Below are 16,933 nucleotides of genomic sequence, written 5' to 3'. Positions count from 1 at the left end.
CGGCGGTTGTTGACGTTTGATCGTCAGCTCTTCTTGTAGGACCCGCCGCGCGAATGCCGCGCATTGTAGCCGCAAGGGCGCGGGCTGGCATCCTCAGTGAGTGTGACCGGGGCGCCGGGCAGAACGGCGAATCAGGCCGATGACCGGCAGCAGGCCCACCAGCACCAGGGTCAAGGCAGGCAATGACGCGCGCGCCCACTCGCCTTCGCTGGTCATCTCGAACACCCGTACCGCCAAGGTGTCCCAGCCGAACGGGCGCATCAGCAAGGTGGCGGGCATCTCCTTGAGCACGTCGACGAAAACCAGCAGCGCAGCGCTGAGGGCACCCGGCACCAGCAGTGGCAGATACACCTTGAAAAATAATCTCGCGCCACCGACACCCAGGCTTCGCGAGGCCTCGGGCAACGACGGGCGGATGCGTTCCAGGCCGCTTTCCAGCGGCCCGTAAGCCACGGCGATGAAGCGCACCAGGTAGGCCAGCAGCAGGGCTGCCAGGCTGCCCAGCAGCAGCGGCTTGCCCGCCCCGCCCAGCCATGTCGAGAGCGGAATCACCAGGTGATTATCGAGGTAGCTGAACGCCAGCATGATCGAAACCGCCAAGACCGAACCGGGCAATGCGTACCCCAGATTGGCCAGGCCAACCCCGGCACGTATACCGCCCGTCGGCGCCTGGCGACGCGCGAAGGCCAGCAGCAACGCCACGCACACCGTGATCAGCGCGGCCATGCCACCCAGGTACAGGGTGTGCAGCACCAGTCCGACATAACGTTCATCCAGGTCATGCCGCCCACGCTGCCAGAACCACACCAGCAATTGCAGCAGCGGAATGACGAAGGCACAGGCAAACACCAGAAGGCACCAACCGCTGGCCAGCAGCGCCTTGATGCCTCGCAAGTGGTACAGCGCCTGCCCGCGGGGCCGCTCGTTGCCGGTGCGGGTTGCGCCCCGTGCTCGGCGTTCGCCGTACAGCACCAACATCACCGCCAACAGCAACAGGCTGGCCAGCTGGGCCGCGCTGGACAGGCTGAAGAAGCCGTACCAGGTCTTGTAGATGGCAGTGGTGAAGGTATCGAAATTGAAGACCGCCACCGCACCGAAATCCGCCAGGGTCTCCATCAGGGCCAGGGCGATGCCTGCGCCAATAGCCGGCCGTGCCATGGGCAAGGCCACCCGCCAGAACGCCTGCAGTGGCGACAAGCCCAGTACCCGCGCGGCTTCCATCAGGCCCTTGCCCTGAGCCAGGAACGCCGTGCGTGCGAGCAGATAGACATAGGGGTAGAACACCAGCACCAACACGGTGATCACGCCCCCCGTCGAACGCACCCGCGGCAGGCGCATCGGCCCGAACACTTCGCGCAAGGCGCTTTGCACGGGGCCGGCGAAGTCGAGCAGGCCGACGAAGACGAAGGCCAGGACGTAGGCGGGTATCGCGAAGGGCAGCATCAGCGCCCAGTCCAGCCAGCGCCTGCCGGGGAATTCGCAAAGGCTGGTAAGCCAGGCCAGGCTGACACCGAGCACGGTGACACCCACGCCCACGCCCAGCACCAGGGTGACGGTGTTGCCCAGCAGGCGGCTCATCTGGGTGTCGAGCAGGTGCGACCAGATTTGCAGGTCGATCGATTGCCAGGCCAGCAGCAGGACGCTCAGGGGCAGGAGCACCAGGGCGGCGATCAGGGAGACCGGGAGATACCAGCGGCGTTGGGGGGCGTGGGGCAAGGTCAAGAATCTCGGTTGCGATGGCGACCGCTACGCGGTCGATCGCGGGCAAGCCCGCTCCTACAGGGGTCGGTGCCGCCCGCGAGGGTTTCACAGTACCTGTGGGAGCCGGCTTGCCGGCGATTGGGCCCTAACAGACCCCAGAAGGATAAGGCCTGGTGCTTAGTTCCAGCCAGCCCGGTCCATCAAACGAATGGCCTCGGCCTGACGCTTGCCAGCCACCTCGACCGGAATGCTGTCTGCCTTGAAGCTCCCCCAGGCCGCCACTTCCTCCGAAGGCTTGACCTTCGGGTTGGCCGGGAATTCCTGGTTGATGTCGGCGAACAGCTTCTGCGCTTTCTCGCCGGTCATCCATTCCACCAGCTTCTTCGCTGCTTCAGGGTGCGGTGCATGCTTGGTCAGGCCGATACCCGACAGGTTGACGTGCACCCCGCGGTCGCCCTGGTTCGGCCAGAAGATCTTCACCGGCAGTTTCGGGTTCTGGTTGTGCATACGGCCGTAGTAGTAGGTGTTGACCACGCCCACATCGCACTGGCCCGCCTCGATGGCCTGGATCACCGCGTTGTCGTCCGAGAACACGTCGGTGGACAGGTTGTTGACCCAACCTTTGACGATCTTTTCGGCCTCAGCCTCGCCGTGGTTCTCGATCAGCGTGGCGGTCAGCGACTGGTTGTAGACTTTCTTCGCCGTGCGCAGGCAAAGGCGGCCTTCCCACTGCTTGTCGGCCAAGGCTTCGTAGGTGGTCAGTTCCTCGGGTTTGACCCGATCGGTGGAGTAGATGATGGTGCGTGCACGCAGGCTCAAGCCGGTCCAGTCATGGGACGAGGCGCGGTACTGTGGTGGGATGTTCTGGTCGATGATCGGCGACTTGATCGGCTGCAGAATACCCATCTGCTCGGCCTGCCAGAGGTTGCCGGCATCGACGGTCAGCAACAGGTCGGCCACACCGTTCTCGCCCTCGGCCTTGATGCGCTGCATCAGGGGGGCTTCCTTGTCGGTGATGAACTTGATCTTGACCCCGGTTTCGGCGGTGTAGGCATCGAACACGGGCTTGATCAGCTCGTCGATGCGCGAGGAGTACACCACCACTTCGTCCGCCGCCTGGGCGGCGCCGCCGAACAAGGTCAGGGCCAGGGCGGCCAGTAGGGGCTTGCGTGGCAACATGGGAAGCACTCCTTGGATCGTATGAGAGGCGCAAATGGTAGTTAATCCCATTTTCTGGCTCACCTACCCAGCCGTTACCGGATGTTGCAGGCTGGGACTGCTTCGCAGTCCTTTCGCGACACAAGGCCGCTCCTACAAGGGACAACACGTTCGTGTAGGAGCGGCCTTGTGTCGCGAAAGGGCCGCAAAGCGGCCCCAGCCATCTCAGGCCTTGGCCAAATCCGGAAGATCCCCACTCAACCCAAGCGCCTGACGCACAAACACCGCCTTGGCCTCCGGCATCTGCTCCACCAACTTCAACCCACTGTTGCGCAACCAGCGCAACGGCAGCGGATTGGCCTGGAACAACCGCTCGAAACCTTCCATCGCCGCCATCAGCGCCAGGTTATGCGGCATGCGCCGTCGCTCGTAACGGCTGAGCACCTTCACATCCGCCAGGCGCTCGCCACGCTCACAGGCATTCACCAGCACTTCGGCCAGCACGGCGGCATCGAGGAAGCCCAGATTGACGCCTTGCCCTGCCAAGGGGTGGATGGTGTGCGCGGCATCGCCGATCAGTGCCAGCCCCTCATCCACATAGCGCTTGGCGTGGCGCTGACGCAGCGGTACGCAGACACGCGGGTCGGCCTCCAGCACGTCGCCCAAGCGCCCTTCGAAAGCGCGTTCCAGGGTCTTGCGGAAGACATCGTCAGGCATCTCCATGAGCTGCTCGGCCTGCTCCGGCGTGGTCGACCAGACGATCGAGCACCAGTCCTGCTTGCCGTCACGCAGCAAGGGCAGGAACGCCAGCGGCCCCTCATCGGTGAAGCGCTGCCAGGCGGTGCCCTGGTGTGAGGCGCTGCAGCGCACACTGGTGACGATGGCGTGGTGCAGATAGTCCCATTCGCGGGTTTCGCAACCGGCCAGGCGCCGCACCGCCGAATTGGCGCCATCGGCGGCCACCACCAGCGGCGCACGCAGGTGGCGCCCATCGGCCAGGGTCAGCAGCCACTCGTCGCCAGAACGACGCAGTTGCTCCAGACGGGCATTGGGCAGCAGGCCGATGTCGCTGTCGTGCAGGCGGTCCAGCAGGCCGTCCTGCACCACCCGGTTCTCGACGATGTGGCCCAGCGTCTGGGCATGCACGCTGGCAGCCGAGAAATGAATCTGCCCGGTGCCACTGCCGTCCCACACATGCATGTCGGTATAGGGTGCGACACGCCGCTTGGCGATACCTTCCCAGGCGCCCAGGCGCTCCAGGATGCGCTGGCTGGCGGCCGACAGGGCACTGACCCGGGGCTCGAACGGCGCGTTGCCATCGAACGGTTTGACCGACAGCGAGCCGCCATCGAGCAGGAGGATTTCCAGGCCGCTATGGCGCAAGGCCAGGGCCAGGGCGCTGCCGACCATACCGGCACCGACAATCAACAGATCTGCGCGCATTTCCATGCCTTACGCCTGCCTCGCTTGCGGCTTGAGCCGCACGTATAGGGTTTTATCGACCCGCGCCACCAGCTCACCGGTGCCGTCGCGGATATCGACCTGCAAATGTGGCAGGTACTTCTTGCCACTGGCGGTCTGCTGGCGGATTTCCTCAAGCAGCGCGTCATCGACATGGAATTCGGCATACACCGGGCCCTTGCCTGGGGTGATGAAGTCGATGCTGGCGGCCTTGTCCCAGACAATGTATTCACGGCCCAGCTGCTCGATCAGCAGCAGCATGTAGAACGGGTCGACCATGGAATACAGACTGCCGCCGAACTGGGTACCGACATAGTTGCGGTTCCAGCGGGTGAGCTTCATGCATACCTTGACGCTGCGCATGTCCGGGCTGATGTGCTGGATGCGGATACCGGCACCGAGGTACGGCGGGTAGAGGTTCAGCAGCCAGCGCAACATGCGCGCCCGGCGCGCCAGCCTGCGCGGGTCGCTCATGCCTGGCCCCGCGGATCGGGGCGGGTGCCCAGGCCCATGGCCTGGCGGGCGAACCAGCTTTTTGCCGGTGGCAGCAGGTCGAGGCCGAGCAGACCGATGTTGCGTCCAGCCGCAAGCAAAGGCTGATTGCTGCCGAACAGGCGAGTGACCTGGTCGGAAAAGCCGATGGTCAGGGCCTGGTCGAGCCGCTGGCGTTGATGATAGGCCAGCAAGGTCGCCAGGTCGCCTGGCTGCTGGGGACCCGCCAACAGCGCGTCGGCCAGCGACTGCACGTCGCGCAGCGACAGGTTGAAGCCCTGCCCGGCGATCGGGTGCAGGCTGTGCGCGGCATTGCCCAGCACCACCAGGTGCGGGCGTACCTGCTCCTGTGCTTCGACCAGCGCCAGCGGATAGAGGTGCCGCGCGCCGACCTGGCGCAACGCGCCAAGGCGGTAGCCGAAGGCATCCTGCAACTCGCGCAGGAAGCTGCGCTCGTCGATTTCCGCCAGGCGACGGGCATCCATCCCCTGCCGCGTCCAGACCAATGCGCAGCGGTTTTCCGGCAACGGCAACAGGGCCATGGGGCCCTGCTCGGTAAAGCGTTCGAAGGCCTGGCCGCCGTGCGCTTCGCCTGGGGAGATATTGGCGATCAGCGCACTTTGTTCATACGGCGTGCGGCGCACGTGGATGCCCAGTTGTTCGCGCAGATCGGAGCGGCCACCATCGGCCAGCACCGCCAAATCGCATTCCAGGCGGGTGTCGTCTTCCAGCTGCAGCCGGTAGCCGCCTTCGATGGCCTGCATCGCCCGCACTTCGGCCGGGCAGCGCCAGCTCACCACTTCTCGGTCCAGCCCTTGCCACAGGCACTGGCCAAGCCAGGCGTTCTCGACCACGTAGCCCAGTGCCGGCACGCCTTCTTCCTGCGCGTCGAGGCGCGTGGCGCCAAAGCGTCCACGGTCGGACACATGAATTTGCCGGATCGGCTCGGCACGCGGGCTGATCGCTTGCCAAAGGCCAAGGTGCTGATAGATCTGCTGAGTTCCGAACGACAGCGCCGACGAGCGTGCGTCGTAGCTCGGCTGGAAGCTGTCGCCAGGCGCGAAGGGTTCGATCAGCACGATTTTCCAGCCACGTGCCTTGGCTCCGGCCTGCAGCGCCAGCGCGAGGCTCGCGCCCACCAGCCCGCCGCCGATGATCGCCAGGTTGACCCGATTCATGCTGCGTCCTTACGGGCTGCCTGCATCAGCGCCTCGATCTCGGCGACCGTGCTGGGCACGCCCGAGGTCAGAATTTCACAACCTTGCCTGGTCACCACCACGTCGTCCTCGATCCTTACGCCGATGCCACGCCATTTCTTCGCGACATTCTGGTTGTCGGCGGCAATGTAGATGCCTGGCTCGACGGTCAGCGCCATGCCGGGCTCCAGCACGCGCCACTGGCCGCCCACCTTGTATTCACCGACATCGTGCACATCCATGCCCAGCCAGTGTCCGGCACGGTGCATGTAGAAGGCCCGGTAGGCCTCACTGTCGATCAGCGCCTGCACTTCACCCTTGAGCAGCCCCAGTTCAACCAGGCCCTCGGTGATGACCCGCACGGTGGCCTCGTGGGCGTGGTTCCAGTGCTTGCCCGGTGCGATCTCGGCGAAGGCGGCGTGCTGGGCTTTGAGTACCAGCTCGTAGATGGCCTTCTGCTCCGGCGAAAAGCGCCCGCTGACCGGGAAGGTGCGGGTGATGTCACTGGCATAGCAGTCGATCTCGCAGCCGGCATCGATCAGCACCAGGTCGCCGTCCTTGAGCGGTGCGTCGTTTTCCTGGTAGTGCAGGATGCAGCCATTGCGACCGGCGGCGACGATCGAGCCGTAGGCAGGCATCTTCGCCCCGCCCTTGCGGAACTCGTAGTCCAGCTCGGCTTCCAGGCTGTATTCATGCAGCCCTGGCCGGCAGGCCTGCATGGCCCGCACATGAGCCCGGGCGGAAATCGCCGCCGCAGCACGCATCACCTTCACTTCCGTCGCCGATTTATACAGGCGCATGTCGTGCAGCAGGTGATCCAGCGCAACGAACTCGTTCGGCGGCTGGGCGCCGAGGCGGGCCTTGGAGCGGATCACGTTGATCCAGTCCATCAACCGACGGTCGAACTCGGCGTTGCTGCCCATGGCGCTGTAGACCCGCTCGCGGCCTTCGATCAGGCCGGGGAGGATCTCGTCGATGTCGGTGATCGGAAAGGCATCGTCCGCGCCGAAGTCACGGACCGCGCCTTCCTGCCCGGCGCGCAGGCCGTCCCATTGCTCGCGCTCGGGGTTGCGCTCGCGGCAGAACAGCACGTATTCGCCATGCTCGCGCCCTGGGATCAGCGCGATCACCGCCTCCGGCTCCGGGAAGCCGCTGAGGTACTGGAAGTCGCTGTCCTGACGGTACACGTGCTCGACGTCGCGGTTGCGGATGGCAACCGCGGCCGCCGGCAGAATGGCAATGCTGTTGGGGACCATCTGTGCCATCAGCGCCTTGCGCCGACGGGCATACTCGGCCTTGGGTATGTGGCTCATGGGCAGAACTACCCCCGGTTGATCAGTGCAGCGATGGTTTTGGCGCAGGCGCGGCGGGTGCGGCCAGTTCCGTGAACAGCAGCAGCGGCGCGACACGCAGGTATTCCATGACTTCCATGTAGTCGCTCTCGCCGTCTTCGGACTCTTCCAGGGCTTCCTGGACCTGGGAAATGGCCACCAGGTCCTGGAGCACTTCCTTGGCATCGGTGGACAGGTCCTTGCCGCCGGCGTTCAGCCCGAAGCCGGTGATGAAGCCCTGGCACCATTGGCCCAGCGCCGTGGCGCGGTCGGTCAGCGAGGTTTCGTCGCCCGGCAGCAGCAGGACGATGGCGATGTCTTCGCCGGTAAGCTCGGCTTTGACCATTTCCTGCAGGCCGATCAGGGCTGCGCGAACCGTGTCTTGCGGCTCGTTCTCCAGCACACCGGCGGCGTCGGCCAGCCAGGAGTCGGGGTCGAAGCCGGCACCGGCGCAGCTGCGGCCAATCAGCAGGCCATGCAGCTCGGCAGGGGAAACAGGGTGGCCGTTGCTCGAGAGCAGTGCGGCGAATGCAGTGTAGGGCGATTGGGTATTAGGCATGGTCGGCTAGGCGCCAGACGGCGCATTTGACTAGAATGAAGACCTTGTATCCTAGCATCGGCAGGCGCGCCAAGACCATCGGCACTGGCCGTCGCCGTACAGGGAGAGGCATCATCGCAGGGTGATTCAACGACGGAGCGAATCGAGTGCAACCCACGCAAGAGAACGACCTGCAGGCGCTGATGAGCCGGTTCGAGTTGCTGATCGAACGTGTCGAGCAACTAAAACGGCAAAATGCACTCCTAATAGCTCAGGAAAAATCCTGGCGCGAGGAGCGCGCGCACCTCATCGAAAAGAACGAAATCGCCAAGCGCAAGGTCGAGTCGATGATTTTACGCCTGAAGGCCCTGGAGCAAGACTCATGAGTTCAAGCAATAGCGTCACCGTGCAGATCCTCGACAAGGAATACTCGATCATCTGCCCGCCGGAAGAGCGCAACAACCTGGTCAGCGCCGCGCGCTACCTGGATGGCAAGATGCGTGAGATCCGCAGCAGCGGCAAGGTGATTGGCGCCGACCGTATTGCAGTCATGGCCGCGTTGAACATCACCCACGAGATGCTGCACCGCCAGGAAGATCGAAACGACGCTCCTGCTGGCGGCACCACCCGCGAACAGGTACGCGACCTGCTCGATCGCGTCGACAAGGCATTGTCCGACGATGCGGATACCAAAATCGGCTGAGATTGGTATACTGGCGCCACTCCCTGGGGGATGCGCCAGTCGGTTATGTCCCTGAGCCGATACGCACAACCACGGGGGTTGCACGCTGGGGCCGGTGTGCATGTCCGCCCGACGGAAAGCCTTAACGCCCCCTGCAATCTCCACCTTGAACTTTCGGGTTCAAGGGCTACACCGATAGCGGTCTTATCGGGGAGCCTGATTTCCTTTGCCTGCCGGCTCGGCAGGCAATCCGACACCTGGGACCGCCAGTGCCATGACTGAAACTGAGCCGCTTACCCGCCCCCAGCTTCGTCGTCTGCTTCGCAATGCCCGCCGCGCACTCACCCCTGCCCAGCAGCGCCAGGCCTCGCTTGGCCTGTATCGCCAATTGGCCCAGCACCCGCTGTTCCGGCGCGCCCGCCATATCGCCCTGTACCTGCCCAACGACGGTGAAATCGACCCGCAGTTACTGCTGCGCGAGGCCCAGCGCCGGGGCAAACGCACGTACCTGCCGGTACTGCACGCCTGGCCGCGGACCCGCATGGTGTTCCAGCGCTTCGAACAGGGTGAAAAACTCAAGCGCAACCGCTTCCGTATTCCCGAACCGATAACCGACCGCAAGCGCCAGCGGCCGATCTGGTCACTGGACCTGATCCTGCTGCCGTTGGTCGGCTTCGATGAAGTGGGTGGGCGGCTGGGCATGGGCGGCGGCTTCTACGACCGCAGCCTGGCCTACCAGTCGCGCCGCAAGGCGTGGAAGAAACCCTTGTTGCTGGGGCTGGCCCATGAATGCCAGAAGGTCGAACGACTGGCGCAGGCCAGTTGGGATGTACCTTTGCAAGGCACGGTCTCGGACCGTGGCTGGTACCTGGCGCCGAACTGAGCGGCGTCAGCGGCGGGGGATCAGCGCTGCGGCTGGCCGGCGTCGACCGGGGTCTGGTAGGCAATGTCCAGCTTGCGCTCCAGGATGCCCTGGGCATAACCGGTGGTGACCACGCCAAGGCCAAAGATGAAGACCAGAATCCACAGCAGATCCGGTTTGCGTTGGTTCATCGAAGCATGCCCCCCTAGGCACTGTCAGGCTCGGCGACTTTCTTGGAGTCCCCGGAGCTTCTAGCTTTAAAATCGGCGCATTCTCCGACAACCTGAGTCGACACGCAAACGTTGACGCCAACCGGCTGTCGGTTTCGTGCAACAGGTTATTTCAAACCTTTTCAGGAGCAGTATCCATGGCCTATTGGCTGATGAAATCCGAGCCCGACGAACTGTCGATCGAAGGGTTGGGCCGCCTGGGCGAGGCGCGTTGGGATGGCGTGCGCAACTACCAGGCACGTAATTTCCTGCGGGCCATGAGCGTCGGTGACGCGTTCTTTTTCTACCACTCCAGCTGCCCGCAACCGGGCATTGCCGGAATAGCCCGGATCACTGCAGCCGCTTATCCCGACCCTACTGCGCTGGACCCCGAGAGCCACTATCACGACGCCAAGGCCACCCCTGAGAAGAACCCGTGGAGCGCGGTGGATGTGGCGCATGTGAAGACGTTCAGGCAGGTGCTGGGGTTGGGGCTGCTCAAGCAGCAGAGTGCGCTGGCGGAGCTGCCGCTGGTGCAGAAGGGGACACGGTTGTCCGTGATGCCGGTCACCGAGGAGCAGTGGGCGGCGATCATTGCGTTGGCGAGTTGAATGGGATTGGCCTGGCTGGAGATCTTTAGCGTTCTTGCGATCGAGCGCCGCCCGCGCGGCGCTCGATCTCAATCGCACCGCAATGCTTGTGGCGAACGCTTCAAAAAATCATCACTGCACAATCAGGTTATTGAACAGCAGATCCTCGACAATCGGCTTGCCCTCTTCCGCCTCCATCACCTGCTGCACCTGCTTCAACGCTTCCTGGCGCAGCTTCTCCTTGGCATCGACGTTGCTCAGGTTATCCACGGATTGCTGGGCAAACAGTGCCACCAGCTGATTGCGAATCAGCGGTTCGTGGTGCTTCACCGCCGCGGCGGCGATATCGCCAGTCACACGCAGGGCCACGTCGGCCTTGTACACCCGCAGTCTAGGACCGCCATCGAGGGCGTAATTGCCGACAAAGGGCGGGCTCAGGCTGATGTAGGAGACCTTGGGCGCTCCTTCTTTGGCTTCCTCGGCCATCGCCGCCGCCGGCAGCATCAGGGCCAGCACCATCAACATCCACGCTTTCACGAATTCGCTCCTCAACACGATTGGCGCCAGCTTACCCAGCACACCTCTGAAACCCAAGCCTGGTCTTATGCCGGGCCATCAAGGCGGGGCATGCTCGTTGACCCGGCAAACGACCCTCCTACACTTATCGGCCACTACACGCAAAGGAATAGCCCCGATGAAAGCTGTGTTGTGCAAAACCCTGGGTCCGGCACGCAACCTGGTTCTGGAAGAGGTGGCCAGCCCGGTGCCGAAGATCAACGAGGTCCTGCTCGACGTCCAGGCAGCCGGGGTCAACTTCCCCGACACCTTGATCATCGAAGGCAAATACCAGTTCCAGCCGCCGTTGCCGTTTTCGCCAGGGGGCGAGGCCGCAGGGGTGGTCGCCGCGGTCGGTGACAAGGCCGGGACCTTCAAGGTGGGTGACCGGGTAATGGCCCTGACCGGTTGGGGAGCGTTCGCCGAACAGGTGGCGGTGCCGTTCTACAACGTGCTGCCGATCCCCGCGAGCATGGACTTCCCCACCGCTGCCGCCTTCGGCATGACCTATGGGACTTCGATGCATGCGCTCCGCCAGCGTGGCCAGCTTCAGCCTGGAGAAACCCTGCTGGTGCTGGGTGCATCCGGCGGCGTTGGGCTGGCGGCGGTGGAGATCGGCAAGGCGATGGGCGCCAAGGTCATTGCCGCAGCCAGTAGCGCAGAAAAACTTGCCGTGGCCAGGGCGGCGGGCGCCGACGAACTGATCGACTACAGTCAGGCCAGCCTCAAGGACGAAATCAAGCGCCTGACCGGTGGCCAAGGTGTGGATGTGATCTACGACCCGGTCGGTGGTGAGCTGTTCGACCAGGCAGTGCGCGGTCTGGCGTGGAATGGCCGGTTGCTGGTGGTCGGGTTTGCCAGCGGGACGATCCCGAAGATGGCAGCAAACCTGGTGCTGCTCAAGGGCGCTGCGGTGCTAGGGGTGTTCTGGGGCGCGTTTGCACAGCGCCAGCCGCAGGATAACGCGGCCAACTTCAGGCAACTGTTTGCCTGGCATGCCGAGGGCAAGCTCAAGCCACTGGTGTCGAAGACTTATCCACTGGCTGAGGCGGGGGCAGCTATCGAACAGCTGGGACAGCGTAAGGCTGTGGGTAAGTTGGTGGTGCTGGCGAGGTAGGGCTGAGGTTGTTCACGCGGGCCCTATCGCCGGCAAGCCGGCGATAGGGCCGGAACAGGCTGAATCAAACCTCGCGCAAGTTATGGCAGCGCCTGAACCGCGCTTCCAGGTTGCGATCCGGCATCTGGTGGCTGCGCAGCGCATTCAACGTCTGTTCGACATAGTCGCGGGTGGTGCCATACCGCCCCTTGGCGCTGGCCAGAATCTGGCGGAGCAGGGCATCCGGCAGGTTGCCGGCGTAGCACGGCAGATGCCGCTCCAGCACAAAGCCCAAGGCCTGCACCTTGCTTCCATCACTCAACCGGCAACTGAGCCAATGCGGCCGATAGGCCGGGTACGGCATCTCTCGCTGCCACAGGGCCATCAGCGACTCGTCCAGATTGCTTTCATCGAGACGATAGGCAAACCCGCTGCAGGAACCGCCGCGATCCAGGCCAAATACCAGGCCCGGCGTCTCTGGTGTGCCACGATGCTCGTGCGACCACAGGTAAAGCCCACGGTGATAACCATGCACTCGCGCCCGCTGACGCTCCACGGAATTACACTCCGGGCGCCAGATCAACGAACCATAAGCGAACAACCACACCGGCCCACCCTGATGCCGCGACATGGTCGACTGCATGGAATTGAACAGTTGCTCGTGAGTCAGTTGTTGGCCGAAATCGAGCGCCGGAGGGTATGAAACTTCCCAGGATAAACTTTCAAGTGCCGACATAAGCTGCCGCCATTAATCCCCGTGAACTATGCATGGAGCGAGAACCGCTGCGTGGCGGGCCTTGCGCCGCCACATCATGGGTGCATGCATTTACCTTAGGATACAAACACGCCCGTGCTCAAGCCCTGCAAGCAAAGTCTTACGCAAACTTCCGACGATTGGAGAGGATTATTCCAAGTTACGCGATAGTTATTGGCCAAGGCGGTAACAATTACCGCCTTATACCCACTAACAAGAAGTTCGGTTATTAACCGCGTGGCGCGTAGGCAAACACATCGGCGCGCATCCGGTGCGCATCCATGCCCTTCTCCACCAGCGCATCAAGGGTGGCGTAGACCATGTTGGGCGAACCGCTGGCATAGACGTGAACAGCATTGAGGTCCGCGACGTCTTCGCAAACTGCCTCGTGCAGCAGGCCGCAACGGCCTTCCCAACCACACAGGTCGCTGACCACCTTGTGCAGGAACAGGTTCGGCAGGCGCTGCCATTCGTCCCAGTGTTCGAGGGTGTAGAAGTCCTCGGGACGGCGCACGCCCCAGTAGAGGTGCACTGGGTACTTGAAGCCCTGGGCGCGGCAGTGCTCGACCAGGCTGTGCATCTGCCCCATGCCAGTGCCCGCAGCAATCAGCACCAGCGGCCCCTCGGGCAACTCGGCCAGGTGCGCGTCACCGAACGGCATCTCGATGCGGGCAATGCCATCACGCTTCAACTGCGCCAGCAGCTGCTGGGCGCTGTCTTCGCGGCACAGCACGTGCAGCTCCAGGTCACGTCCACCATGGGGCGCCGAGGCCAGGGAGAAGGCGGCCTGCTTGCCGCCCTCGCGCTCGATCATCAGATACTGCCCGGCGTGATAGCGCAGTGGCTTGCCCGCAGGCGCGCGCAGGCGCACGCGCCAGACATCGCCGCCAACCTCGACGCACTCGGTGACGCTGCACGCCAGCTTGCGCACCGGCAGTTCACCCAGGGCCAGCACACCATCCCAGAGCAAGACGCAGTCCTCCAGCGGTTCGGCAATGCAGGTGAACAGCTCGCCGTGGTCACGGACCTCACCTTCCTGACGAACACGGCCTTCGACCAACAACGCGGCGCAGACATGGCAATTGCCATTGCGGCAGCTGCTCGGGCAGTCATAGCCCAGCCGCCGCGCACCTTCCAGGATCCGTTCCCCGGGTTCGAGCGCCAGCACTGCCCCGGACGGCTGCAACGTTACCTGCATCAATCTATTCCCAACTGATCCCACAGCTCATCGATACGGCGGGTGACGGCCTCGTCCTTGACGATGACCCGGCCCCATTCGCGTGTAGTCTCGCCCGGCCACTTGTGCGTGGCGTCCAGGCCCATTTTCGACCCCAGCCCCGATACCGGCGACGCGAAGTCCAGGTAGTCGATTGGCGTGTTGTCGATCATCACCGTATCACGCTTGGGGTCCATGCGCGTGGTGATGGCCCAGATCACATCGTTCCAGTCGCGGGCGTTGATATCGTCATCGGTAACGATAACGAACTTCGTGTACATGAACTGTCGCAGGAACGACCACACACCCAACATCACGCGCTTGGCATGGCCTGGGTACTGTTTCTTGATGGTCACCACCGCCATGCGGTAGGAACAGCCTTCCGGCGGCAGGTAGAAATCGACGATTTCCGGGAACTGCTTCTGCAGGATCGGCACGAACACTTCGTTCAGCGCTACGCCGAGGATCGCCGGCTCATCTGGCGGTCGCCCGGTGTAGGTGCTGTGGTAGATCGGCTTTTGCCGATGGGTGATGCGCTCGACAGTGAACACCGGGAAGCTGTCCACTTCATTGTAGTAGCCGGTGTGGTCACCATACGGGCCTTCGGGTGCCATTTCGCCCGGGTGAATCACGCCTTCGAGGATGATTTCAGCGGTGGCAGGGACCTGCAGGTTGCTGCCACGGCACTTGACCAGCTCAGTGCGGTTGCCGCGCAGCAGGCCGGCGAAAGCGTATTCGGACAGGGTATCCGGCACGGGCGTCACCGCGCCGAGGATGGTCGCTGGGTCAGCGCCCAGGGCCACGGCGACCGGGAATGGCTGACCCGGATGCTTCTCGCACCATTCGCGGTAATCCAGCGCGCCGCCACGGTGGCTCAGCCAGCGCATGATGACTTTGTTGCGGCCGATCACCTGCTGGCGATAGATGCCCAGGTTCTGGCGGTCCTTGTTCGGGCCACGGGTAACCGTCAGGCCCCAGGTGATCAGCGGCGCCACGTCGCCCGGCCAGCAGTGCTGGATCGGCAGCTGGCCAAGGTCGACGTCATCGCCCTCGACCACGATTTCCTGGCACACCGCATCCTTGACCACCTTCGGCGCCATCGACACGACCTTCTTGAAGATCGGCAGCTTGGACCAGGCGTCCTTCAAACCTTTCGGCGGCTCTGGCTCCTTGAGGAAGGCCAGCAACTTGCCGATTTCACGCAATTCATCGACCGACTCGGCGCCCATGCCCATGGCCACCCGTTCCGGGGTGCCGAACAGGTTGCCCAGTACCGGAATGTCGAAGCCCGTGGGCTTTTCGAACAGCAACGCCGGGCCCTTGGCGCGCAGCGTGCGGTCGCAGACCTCGGTCATCTCCAGAACGGGGGAAATCGGAACCTGGATGCGCTTGAGTTCGCCGCGCTGCTCCAGGCCACGGATGAAGTCGCGCAAATCGCGATACTGCATGCATGTGCCTCGTGTTGGCCGTATCGGTCGGGGTGCAGAGTGTAGCGCCGTTCAGGGCTTTATTGGGGGCAAAAATGATTTGGGGCCGCTTCGCGTCCCATCGCCGGCTTGCCGGCGATGGGCTGCGAAGCAGCCCCAATCATTTCCGGTCGGAAGCGCTTACTTGCGCTTCATGGACAGGAAGAACTCGTCGTTGGTCTTGGTCTGCTTGAGCTTGTCGACCAGGAACTCGATGGCGGCGATCTCGTCCATCGGGTGCAGCAGCTTGCGCAGAATCCACATGCGCTGCAGTTCGTCATCAGCGGTCAGCAACTCTTCGCGGCGGGTGCCGGAGCGGTTGATGTTGATGGCCGGGAACACACGCTTTTCAGCAATGCGACGGTCCAGGGGCAGCTCCATGTTGCCGGTACCCTTGAACTCTTCGTAGATCACTTCGTCCATCTTCGAGCCGGTTTCCACCAGCGCAGTGGCGATGATGGTCAGCGAACCGCCTTCCTCGATGTTACGCGCGGCGCCGAAGAAGCGCTTCGGCTTCTCCAGGGCGTGGGCGTCGACACCACCGGTCAGTACCTTGCCGGAGCTCGGGATCACGGTGTTGTAGGCACGCGCCAGACGGGTGATGGAGTCGAGCAGGATGACCACGTCCTTCTTGTGCTCGACCAGGCGCTTGGCCTTCTCGATGACCATCTCGGCAACCTGCACGTGGCGGGTCGGCGGCTCGTCGAAGGTCGAAGCGACCACTTCGCCACGCACGGTGCGCTGCATTTCGGTCACTTCTTCCGGGCGCTCGTCGATCAGCAGAACGATCAGGTGGCACTCGGGGTTGTTACGGGTGATGTTCGCCGCGATGTTCTGCAGCATGATCGTTTTACCCGCTTTCGGCGGGGCGACGATCAGGCCACGCTGGCCTTTGCCGATCGGTGCGCACAGGTCGATGACGCGACCGGTCAAATCTTCGGTGGAGCCGTTACCAGCTTCCATCTTCAGGCGCTTGTTCGGGAACAGCGGCGTCAGGTTTTCGAACAGGATCTTGTTCTTCGCGTTTTCCGGGCGGTCGAAGTTGATGGTGTCGACCTTCAGCAGGGCGAAGTAACGCTCCCCTTCCTTCGGTGGGCGGATCTTGCCGACGATGGTGTCGCCAGTACGCAGGTTGAAGCGGCGGATCTGGCTGGGCGAGACATAGATATCGTCGGGGCCGGCCAGGTAGGACGCATCAGCAGAACGCAGGAAACCGAAACCATCCTGGAGAATCTCCAGCACGCCGTCACCCGAGATCTCTTCGCCGCTCTTCGCATGCTTTTTCAGCAGGGCGAAAATCACGTCCTGTTTGCGCGAACGGGCCATGTTTTCGATGCCCATCTGTTCGGCCATTTCCAAAAGATCGGTAATCGGCTTTTGCTTGAGTTCAGTCAGGTTCATAAGGGGAATGACGTAATCATGTAAGGAAGGGAGAATTAAGCGTTGGCTTAATGAGGCCGCGCCGCTAGATGGCGACAGGATCGCGTACTGATTCGAATTAGGGATGCTTCGGCGACGGCATGCAGAGGGCACTGGAGAAGCAGTGCGAGGTCGAATGTAACACTTGCTTTTTTCGACGTCTAGTGGGTTAAAAAAGAAAGCCCCGCATTTGCGGGGCTTTTTCAC

Annotated in this window: 18 protein-coding genes and 1 other RNA gene; 6 read left to right on the top strand and 13 right to left on the bottom strand. The window is 63.2% G+C overall.

Annotation, left to right across the window (positions count from 1 at the left end; translation table 11 throughout):
• Positions 1 to 93 precede the first annotated feature (93 nt).
• From ACIPZG_RS17930 to ACIPZG_RS17900, 7 genes are all read right to left on the bottom strand, one after another.
• A complete protein-coding gene (locus ACIPZG_RS17930; RefSeq protein WP_400715816.1) occupies positions 94 to 1,716 on the bottom strand; it encodes an ABC transporter permease in 1,623 nt (540 codons plus the stop codon).
• A 162-nt stretch (positions 1,717 to 1,878) separates the two neighbouring features.
• On the bottom strand, positions 1,879 to 2,880 hold the full coding sequence (locus tag ACIPZG_RS17925) for an extracellular solute-binding protein (RefSeq protein WP_400643407.1): 1,002 nt from the start codon (positions 2,878 to 2,880) through the stop codon (positions 1,879 to 1,881).
• A gap of 204 nt (positions 2,881 to 3,084) precedes the next feature.
• Positions 3,085 to 4,302, bottom strand: coding sequence for a 2-octaprenyl-3-methyl-6-methoxy-1,4-benzoquinol hydroxylase (locus tag ACIPZG_RS17920; protein ID WP_400716119.1), 1,218 nt, complete (start codon positions 4,300 to 4,302; stop codon positions 3,085 to 3,087).
• 9 nt (positions 4,303 to 4,311) lie between these two features.
• Positions 4,312 to 4,794 (bottom strand): DUF4442 domain-containing protein, encoded by a 483-nt coding sequence (locus tag ACIPZG_RS17915; protein ID WP_008099375.1) that lies wholly within the window; start codon positions 4,792 to 4,794, stop codon positions 4,312 to 4,314.
• Positions 4,791 to 5,990 carry a 2-octaprenyl-6-methoxyphenyl hydroxylase gene (ubiH, locus tag ACIPZG_RS17910; RefSeq protein ID WP_400715814.1) on the bottom strand — a complete coding sequence of 400 codons (1,200 nt, stop codon included), beginning with the start codon at positions 5,988 to 5,990 and terminating at the stop codon, positions 4,791 to 4,793. Before ubiH ends, ACIPZG_RS17915 begins: the two co-directional genes overlap by 4 nt.
• Entirely contained in the window at positions 5,987 to 7,321 is a 1,335-nt protein-coding gene (pepP, locus tag ACIPZG_RS17905) for a Xaa-Pro aminopeptidase (protein WP_400715812.1), read from the bottom strand. The genes ubiH and pepP overlap by 4 nt, the downstream gene beginning before the upstream one ends.
• A 22-nt stretch (positions 7,322 to 7,343) precedes the next feature.
• Positions 7,344 to 7,898: a YecA family protein gene (locus tag ACIPZG_RS17900; protein ID WP_008099383.1), complete on the bottom strand. Its 555-nt coding sequence runs from the start codon at positions 7,896 to 7,898 to the stop codon at positions 7,344 to 7,346.
• 182 nt (positions 7,899 to 8,080) lie between these two features.
• Here ACIPZG_RS17900 and ACIPZG_RS17895 point away from each other — a divergent pair, with 182 nt between their 5' ends.
• The 4 genes from ACIPZG_RS17895 (at position 8,081) to ACIPZG_RS17880 (ending at position 9,442) form a co-directional block, all read left to right on the top strand.
• Positions 8,081 to 8,263, top strand: coding sequence for a TIGR02449 family protein (locus tag ACIPZG_RS17895; RefSeq protein WP_043274084.1), 183 nt, complete (start codon positions 8,081 to 8,083; stop codon positions 8,261 to 8,263).
• Positions 8,260 to 8,580, top strand: a complete 321-nt coding sequence (locus ACIPZG_RS17890) for a cell division protein ZapA (RefSeq protein WP_400715810.1) — start codon at positions 8,260 to 8,262, stop codon at positions 8,578 to 8,580. Before ACIPZG_RS17895 ends, ACIPZG_RS17890 begins: the two co-directional genes overlap by 4 nt.
• Before the next feature lie 17 nt (positions 8,581 to 8,597).
• Positions 8,598 to 8,777: non-coding RNA, 6S RNA (gene ssrS, locus ACIPZG_RS17885), on the top strand.
• Between the two features lie 56 nt (positions 8,778 to 8,833).
• Positions 8,834 to 9,442, top strand: a complete 609-nt coding sequence (locus ACIPZG_RS17880) for a 5-formyltetrahydrofolate cyclo-ligase (RefSeq protein WP_400715808.1) — start codon at positions 8,834 to 8,836, stop codon at positions 9,440 to 9,442.
• A gap of 20 nt (positions 9,443 to 9,462) precedes the next feature.
• Here ACIPZG_RS17880 and ACIPZG_RS17875 read toward each other — a convergent pair whose 3' ends face one another.
• A complete protein-coding gene (locus tag ACIPZG_RS17875; protein WP_008099392.1) occupies positions 9,463 to 9,612 on the bottom strand; it encodes a hypothetical protein in 150 nt (49 codons plus the stop codon).
• 176 nt (positions 9,613 to 9,788) lie between these two features.
• Between ACIPZG_RS17875 and ACIPZG_RS17870 the strand changes: the two genes are divergently transcribed.
• Positions 9,789 to 10,241 carry an EVE domain-containing protein gene (locus tag ACIPZG_RS17870; protein WP_400715806.1) on the top strand — a complete coding sequence of 151 codons (453 nt, stop codon included), beginning with the start codon at positions 9,789 to 9,791 and terminating at the stop codon, positions 10,239 to 10,241.
• Positions 10,242 to 10,352: 111 nt separating this feature from the next.
• Here the strand turns inward: ACIPZG_RS17870 and ACIPZG_RS17865 are convergent, their stop codons facing one another.
• Positions 10,353 to 10,757 carry a flagellar basal body-associated protein FliL gene (locus tag ACIPZG_RS17865; RefSeq protein ID WP_400715804.1) on the bottom strand — a complete coding sequence of 135 codons (405 nt, stop codon included), beginning with the start codon at positions 10,755 to 10,757 and terminating at the stop codon, positions 10,353 to 10,355.
• 157 nt (positions 10,758 to 10,914) lie between these two features.
• Here ACIPZG_RS17865 and ACIPZG_RS17860 point away from each other — a divergent pair, with 157 nt between their 5' ends.
• On the top strand, positions 10,915 to 11,892 hold the full coding sequence (locus ACIPZG_RS17860) for an NADPH:quinone oxidoreductase family protein (protein ID WP_400715802.1): 978 nt from the start codon (positions 10,915 to 10,917) through the stop codon (positions 11,890 to 11,892).
• 64 nt (positions 11,893 to 11,956) lie between these two features.
• Here ACIPZG_RS17860 and ACIPZG_RS17855 read toward each other — a convergent pair whose 3' ends face one another.
• From ACIPZG_RS17855 to rho, 4 genes are all read right to left on the bottom strand, one after another.
• Complete coding sequence (locus tag ACIPZG_RS17855; protein ID WP_400715800.1) at positions 11,957 to 12,607, bottom strand: gamma-glutamylcyclotransferase; 651 nt, start codon at positions 12,605 to 12,607, stop codon at positions 11,957 to 11,959.
• 247 nt (positions 12,608 to 12,854) lie between these two features.
• Positions 12,855 to 13,823: a CDP-6-deoxy-delta-3,4-glucoseen reductase gene (locus ACIPZG_RS17850; protein WP_400715798.1), complete on the bottom strand. Its 969-nt coding sequence runs from the start codon at positions 13,821 to 13,823 to the stop codon at positions 12,855 to 12,857.
• A complete protein-coding gene (gene ubiD, locus ACIPZG_RS17845) occupies positions 13,823 to 15,289 on the bottom strand; it encodes a 4-hydroxy-3-polyprenylbenzoate decarboxylase (RefSeq protein WP_008096851.1) in 1,467 nt (488 codons plus the stop codon). Before ubiD ends, ACIPZG_RS17850 begins: the two co-directional genes overlap by 1 nt.
• A 159-nt stretch (positions 15,290 to 15,448) precedes the next feature.
• Entirely contained in the window at positions 15,449 to 16,708 is a 1,260-nt protein-coding gene (rho, locus tag ACIPZG_RS17840) for a transcription termination factor Rho (RefSeq protein ID WP_003253661.1), read from the bottom strand.
• Between the last annotated feature and the right edge of the window lie 225 nt (positions 16,709 to 16,933).

Origin of the sequence: Pseudomonas sp. NPDC089395, from assembly GCF_044749525.1 — a bacterium.
GTDB lineage: Bacteria > Pseudomonadota > Gammaproteobacteria > Pseudomonadales > Pseudomonadaceae > Aquipseudomonas.
The sequence above is the reverse complement of the archived record's forward strand: the minus strand, read 5'-3'. Positions and strand labels throughout refer to the sequence as shown.

Bases quoted from the DNA above. Each gene is read 5' to 3' on its own strand.
- ACIPZG_RS17925 (WP_400643407.1), bottom strand. From the start codon at position 2,880: ATGTTGCCACGCAAGCCCCTACTGGCCGCCCTGGCCCTGACCTTGTTC.
- ACIPZG_RS17920 (WP_400716119.1), bottom strand. From the start codon at position 4,302: ATGCGCGCAGATCTGTTGATTGTCGGTGCCGGTATGGTCGGCAGCGCC.
- ACIPZG_RS17915 (WP_008099375.1), bottom strand. From the start codon at position 4,794: ATGAGCGACCCGCGCAGGCTGGCGCGCCGGGCGCGCATGTTGCGCTGG.
- ubiH (WP_400715814.1), bottom strand. From the start codon at position 5,990: ATGAATCGGGTCAACCTGGCGATCATCGGCGGCGGGCTGGTGGGCGCG.
- pepP (WP_400715812.1), bottom strand. From the start codon at position 7,321: ATGAGCCACATACCCAAGGCCGAGTATGCCCGTCGGCGCAAGGCGCTG.
- ACIPZG_RS17900 (WP_008099383.1), bottom strand. From the start codon at position 7,898: ATGCCTAATACCCAATCGCCCTACACTGCATTCGCCGCACTGCTCTCG.
- ACIPZG_RS17895 (WP_043274084.1), top strand. From the start codon at position 8,081: ATGAGCCGGTTCGAGTTGCTGATCGAACGTGTCGAGCAACTAAAACGG.
- ACIPZG_RS17890 (WP_400715810.1), top strand. From the start codon at position 8,260: ATGAGTTCAAGCAATAGCGTCACCGTGCAGATCCTCGACAAGGAATAC.
- ACIPZG_RS17880 (WP_400715808.1), top strand. From the start codon at position 8,834: ATGACTGAAACTGAGCCGCTTACCCGCCCCCAGCTTCGTCGTCTGCTT.
- ACIPZG_RS17875 (WP_008099392.1), bottom strand. From the start codon at position 9,612: ATGAACCAACGCAAACCGGATCTGCTGTGGATTCTGGTCTTCATCTTT.
- ACIPZG_RS17870 (WP_400715806.1), top strand. From the start codon at position 9,789: ATGGCCTATTGGCTGATGAAATCCGAGCCCGACGAACTGTCGATCGAA.
- ACIPZG_RS17860 (WP_400715802.1), top strand. From the start codon at position 10,915: ATGAAAGCTGTGTTGTGCAAAACCCTGGGTCCGGCACGCAACCTGGTT.
- ACIPZG_RS17855 (WP_400715800.1), bottom strand. From the start codon at position 12,607: ATGTCGGCACTTGAAAGTTTATCCTGGGAAGTTTCATACCCTCCGGCG.
- ACIPZG_RS17850 (WP_400715798.1), bottom strand. From the start codon at position 13,823: ATGCAGGTAACGTTGCAGCCGTCCGGGGCAGTGCTGGCGCTCGAACCC.
- ubiD (WP_008096851.1), bottom strand. From the start codon at position 15,289: ATGCAGTATCGCGATTTGCGCGACTTCATCCGTGGCCTGGAGCAGCGC.
- rho (WP_003253661.1), bottom strand. From the start codon at position 16,708: ATGAACCTGACTGAACTCAAGCAAAAGCCGATTACCGATCTTTTGGAA.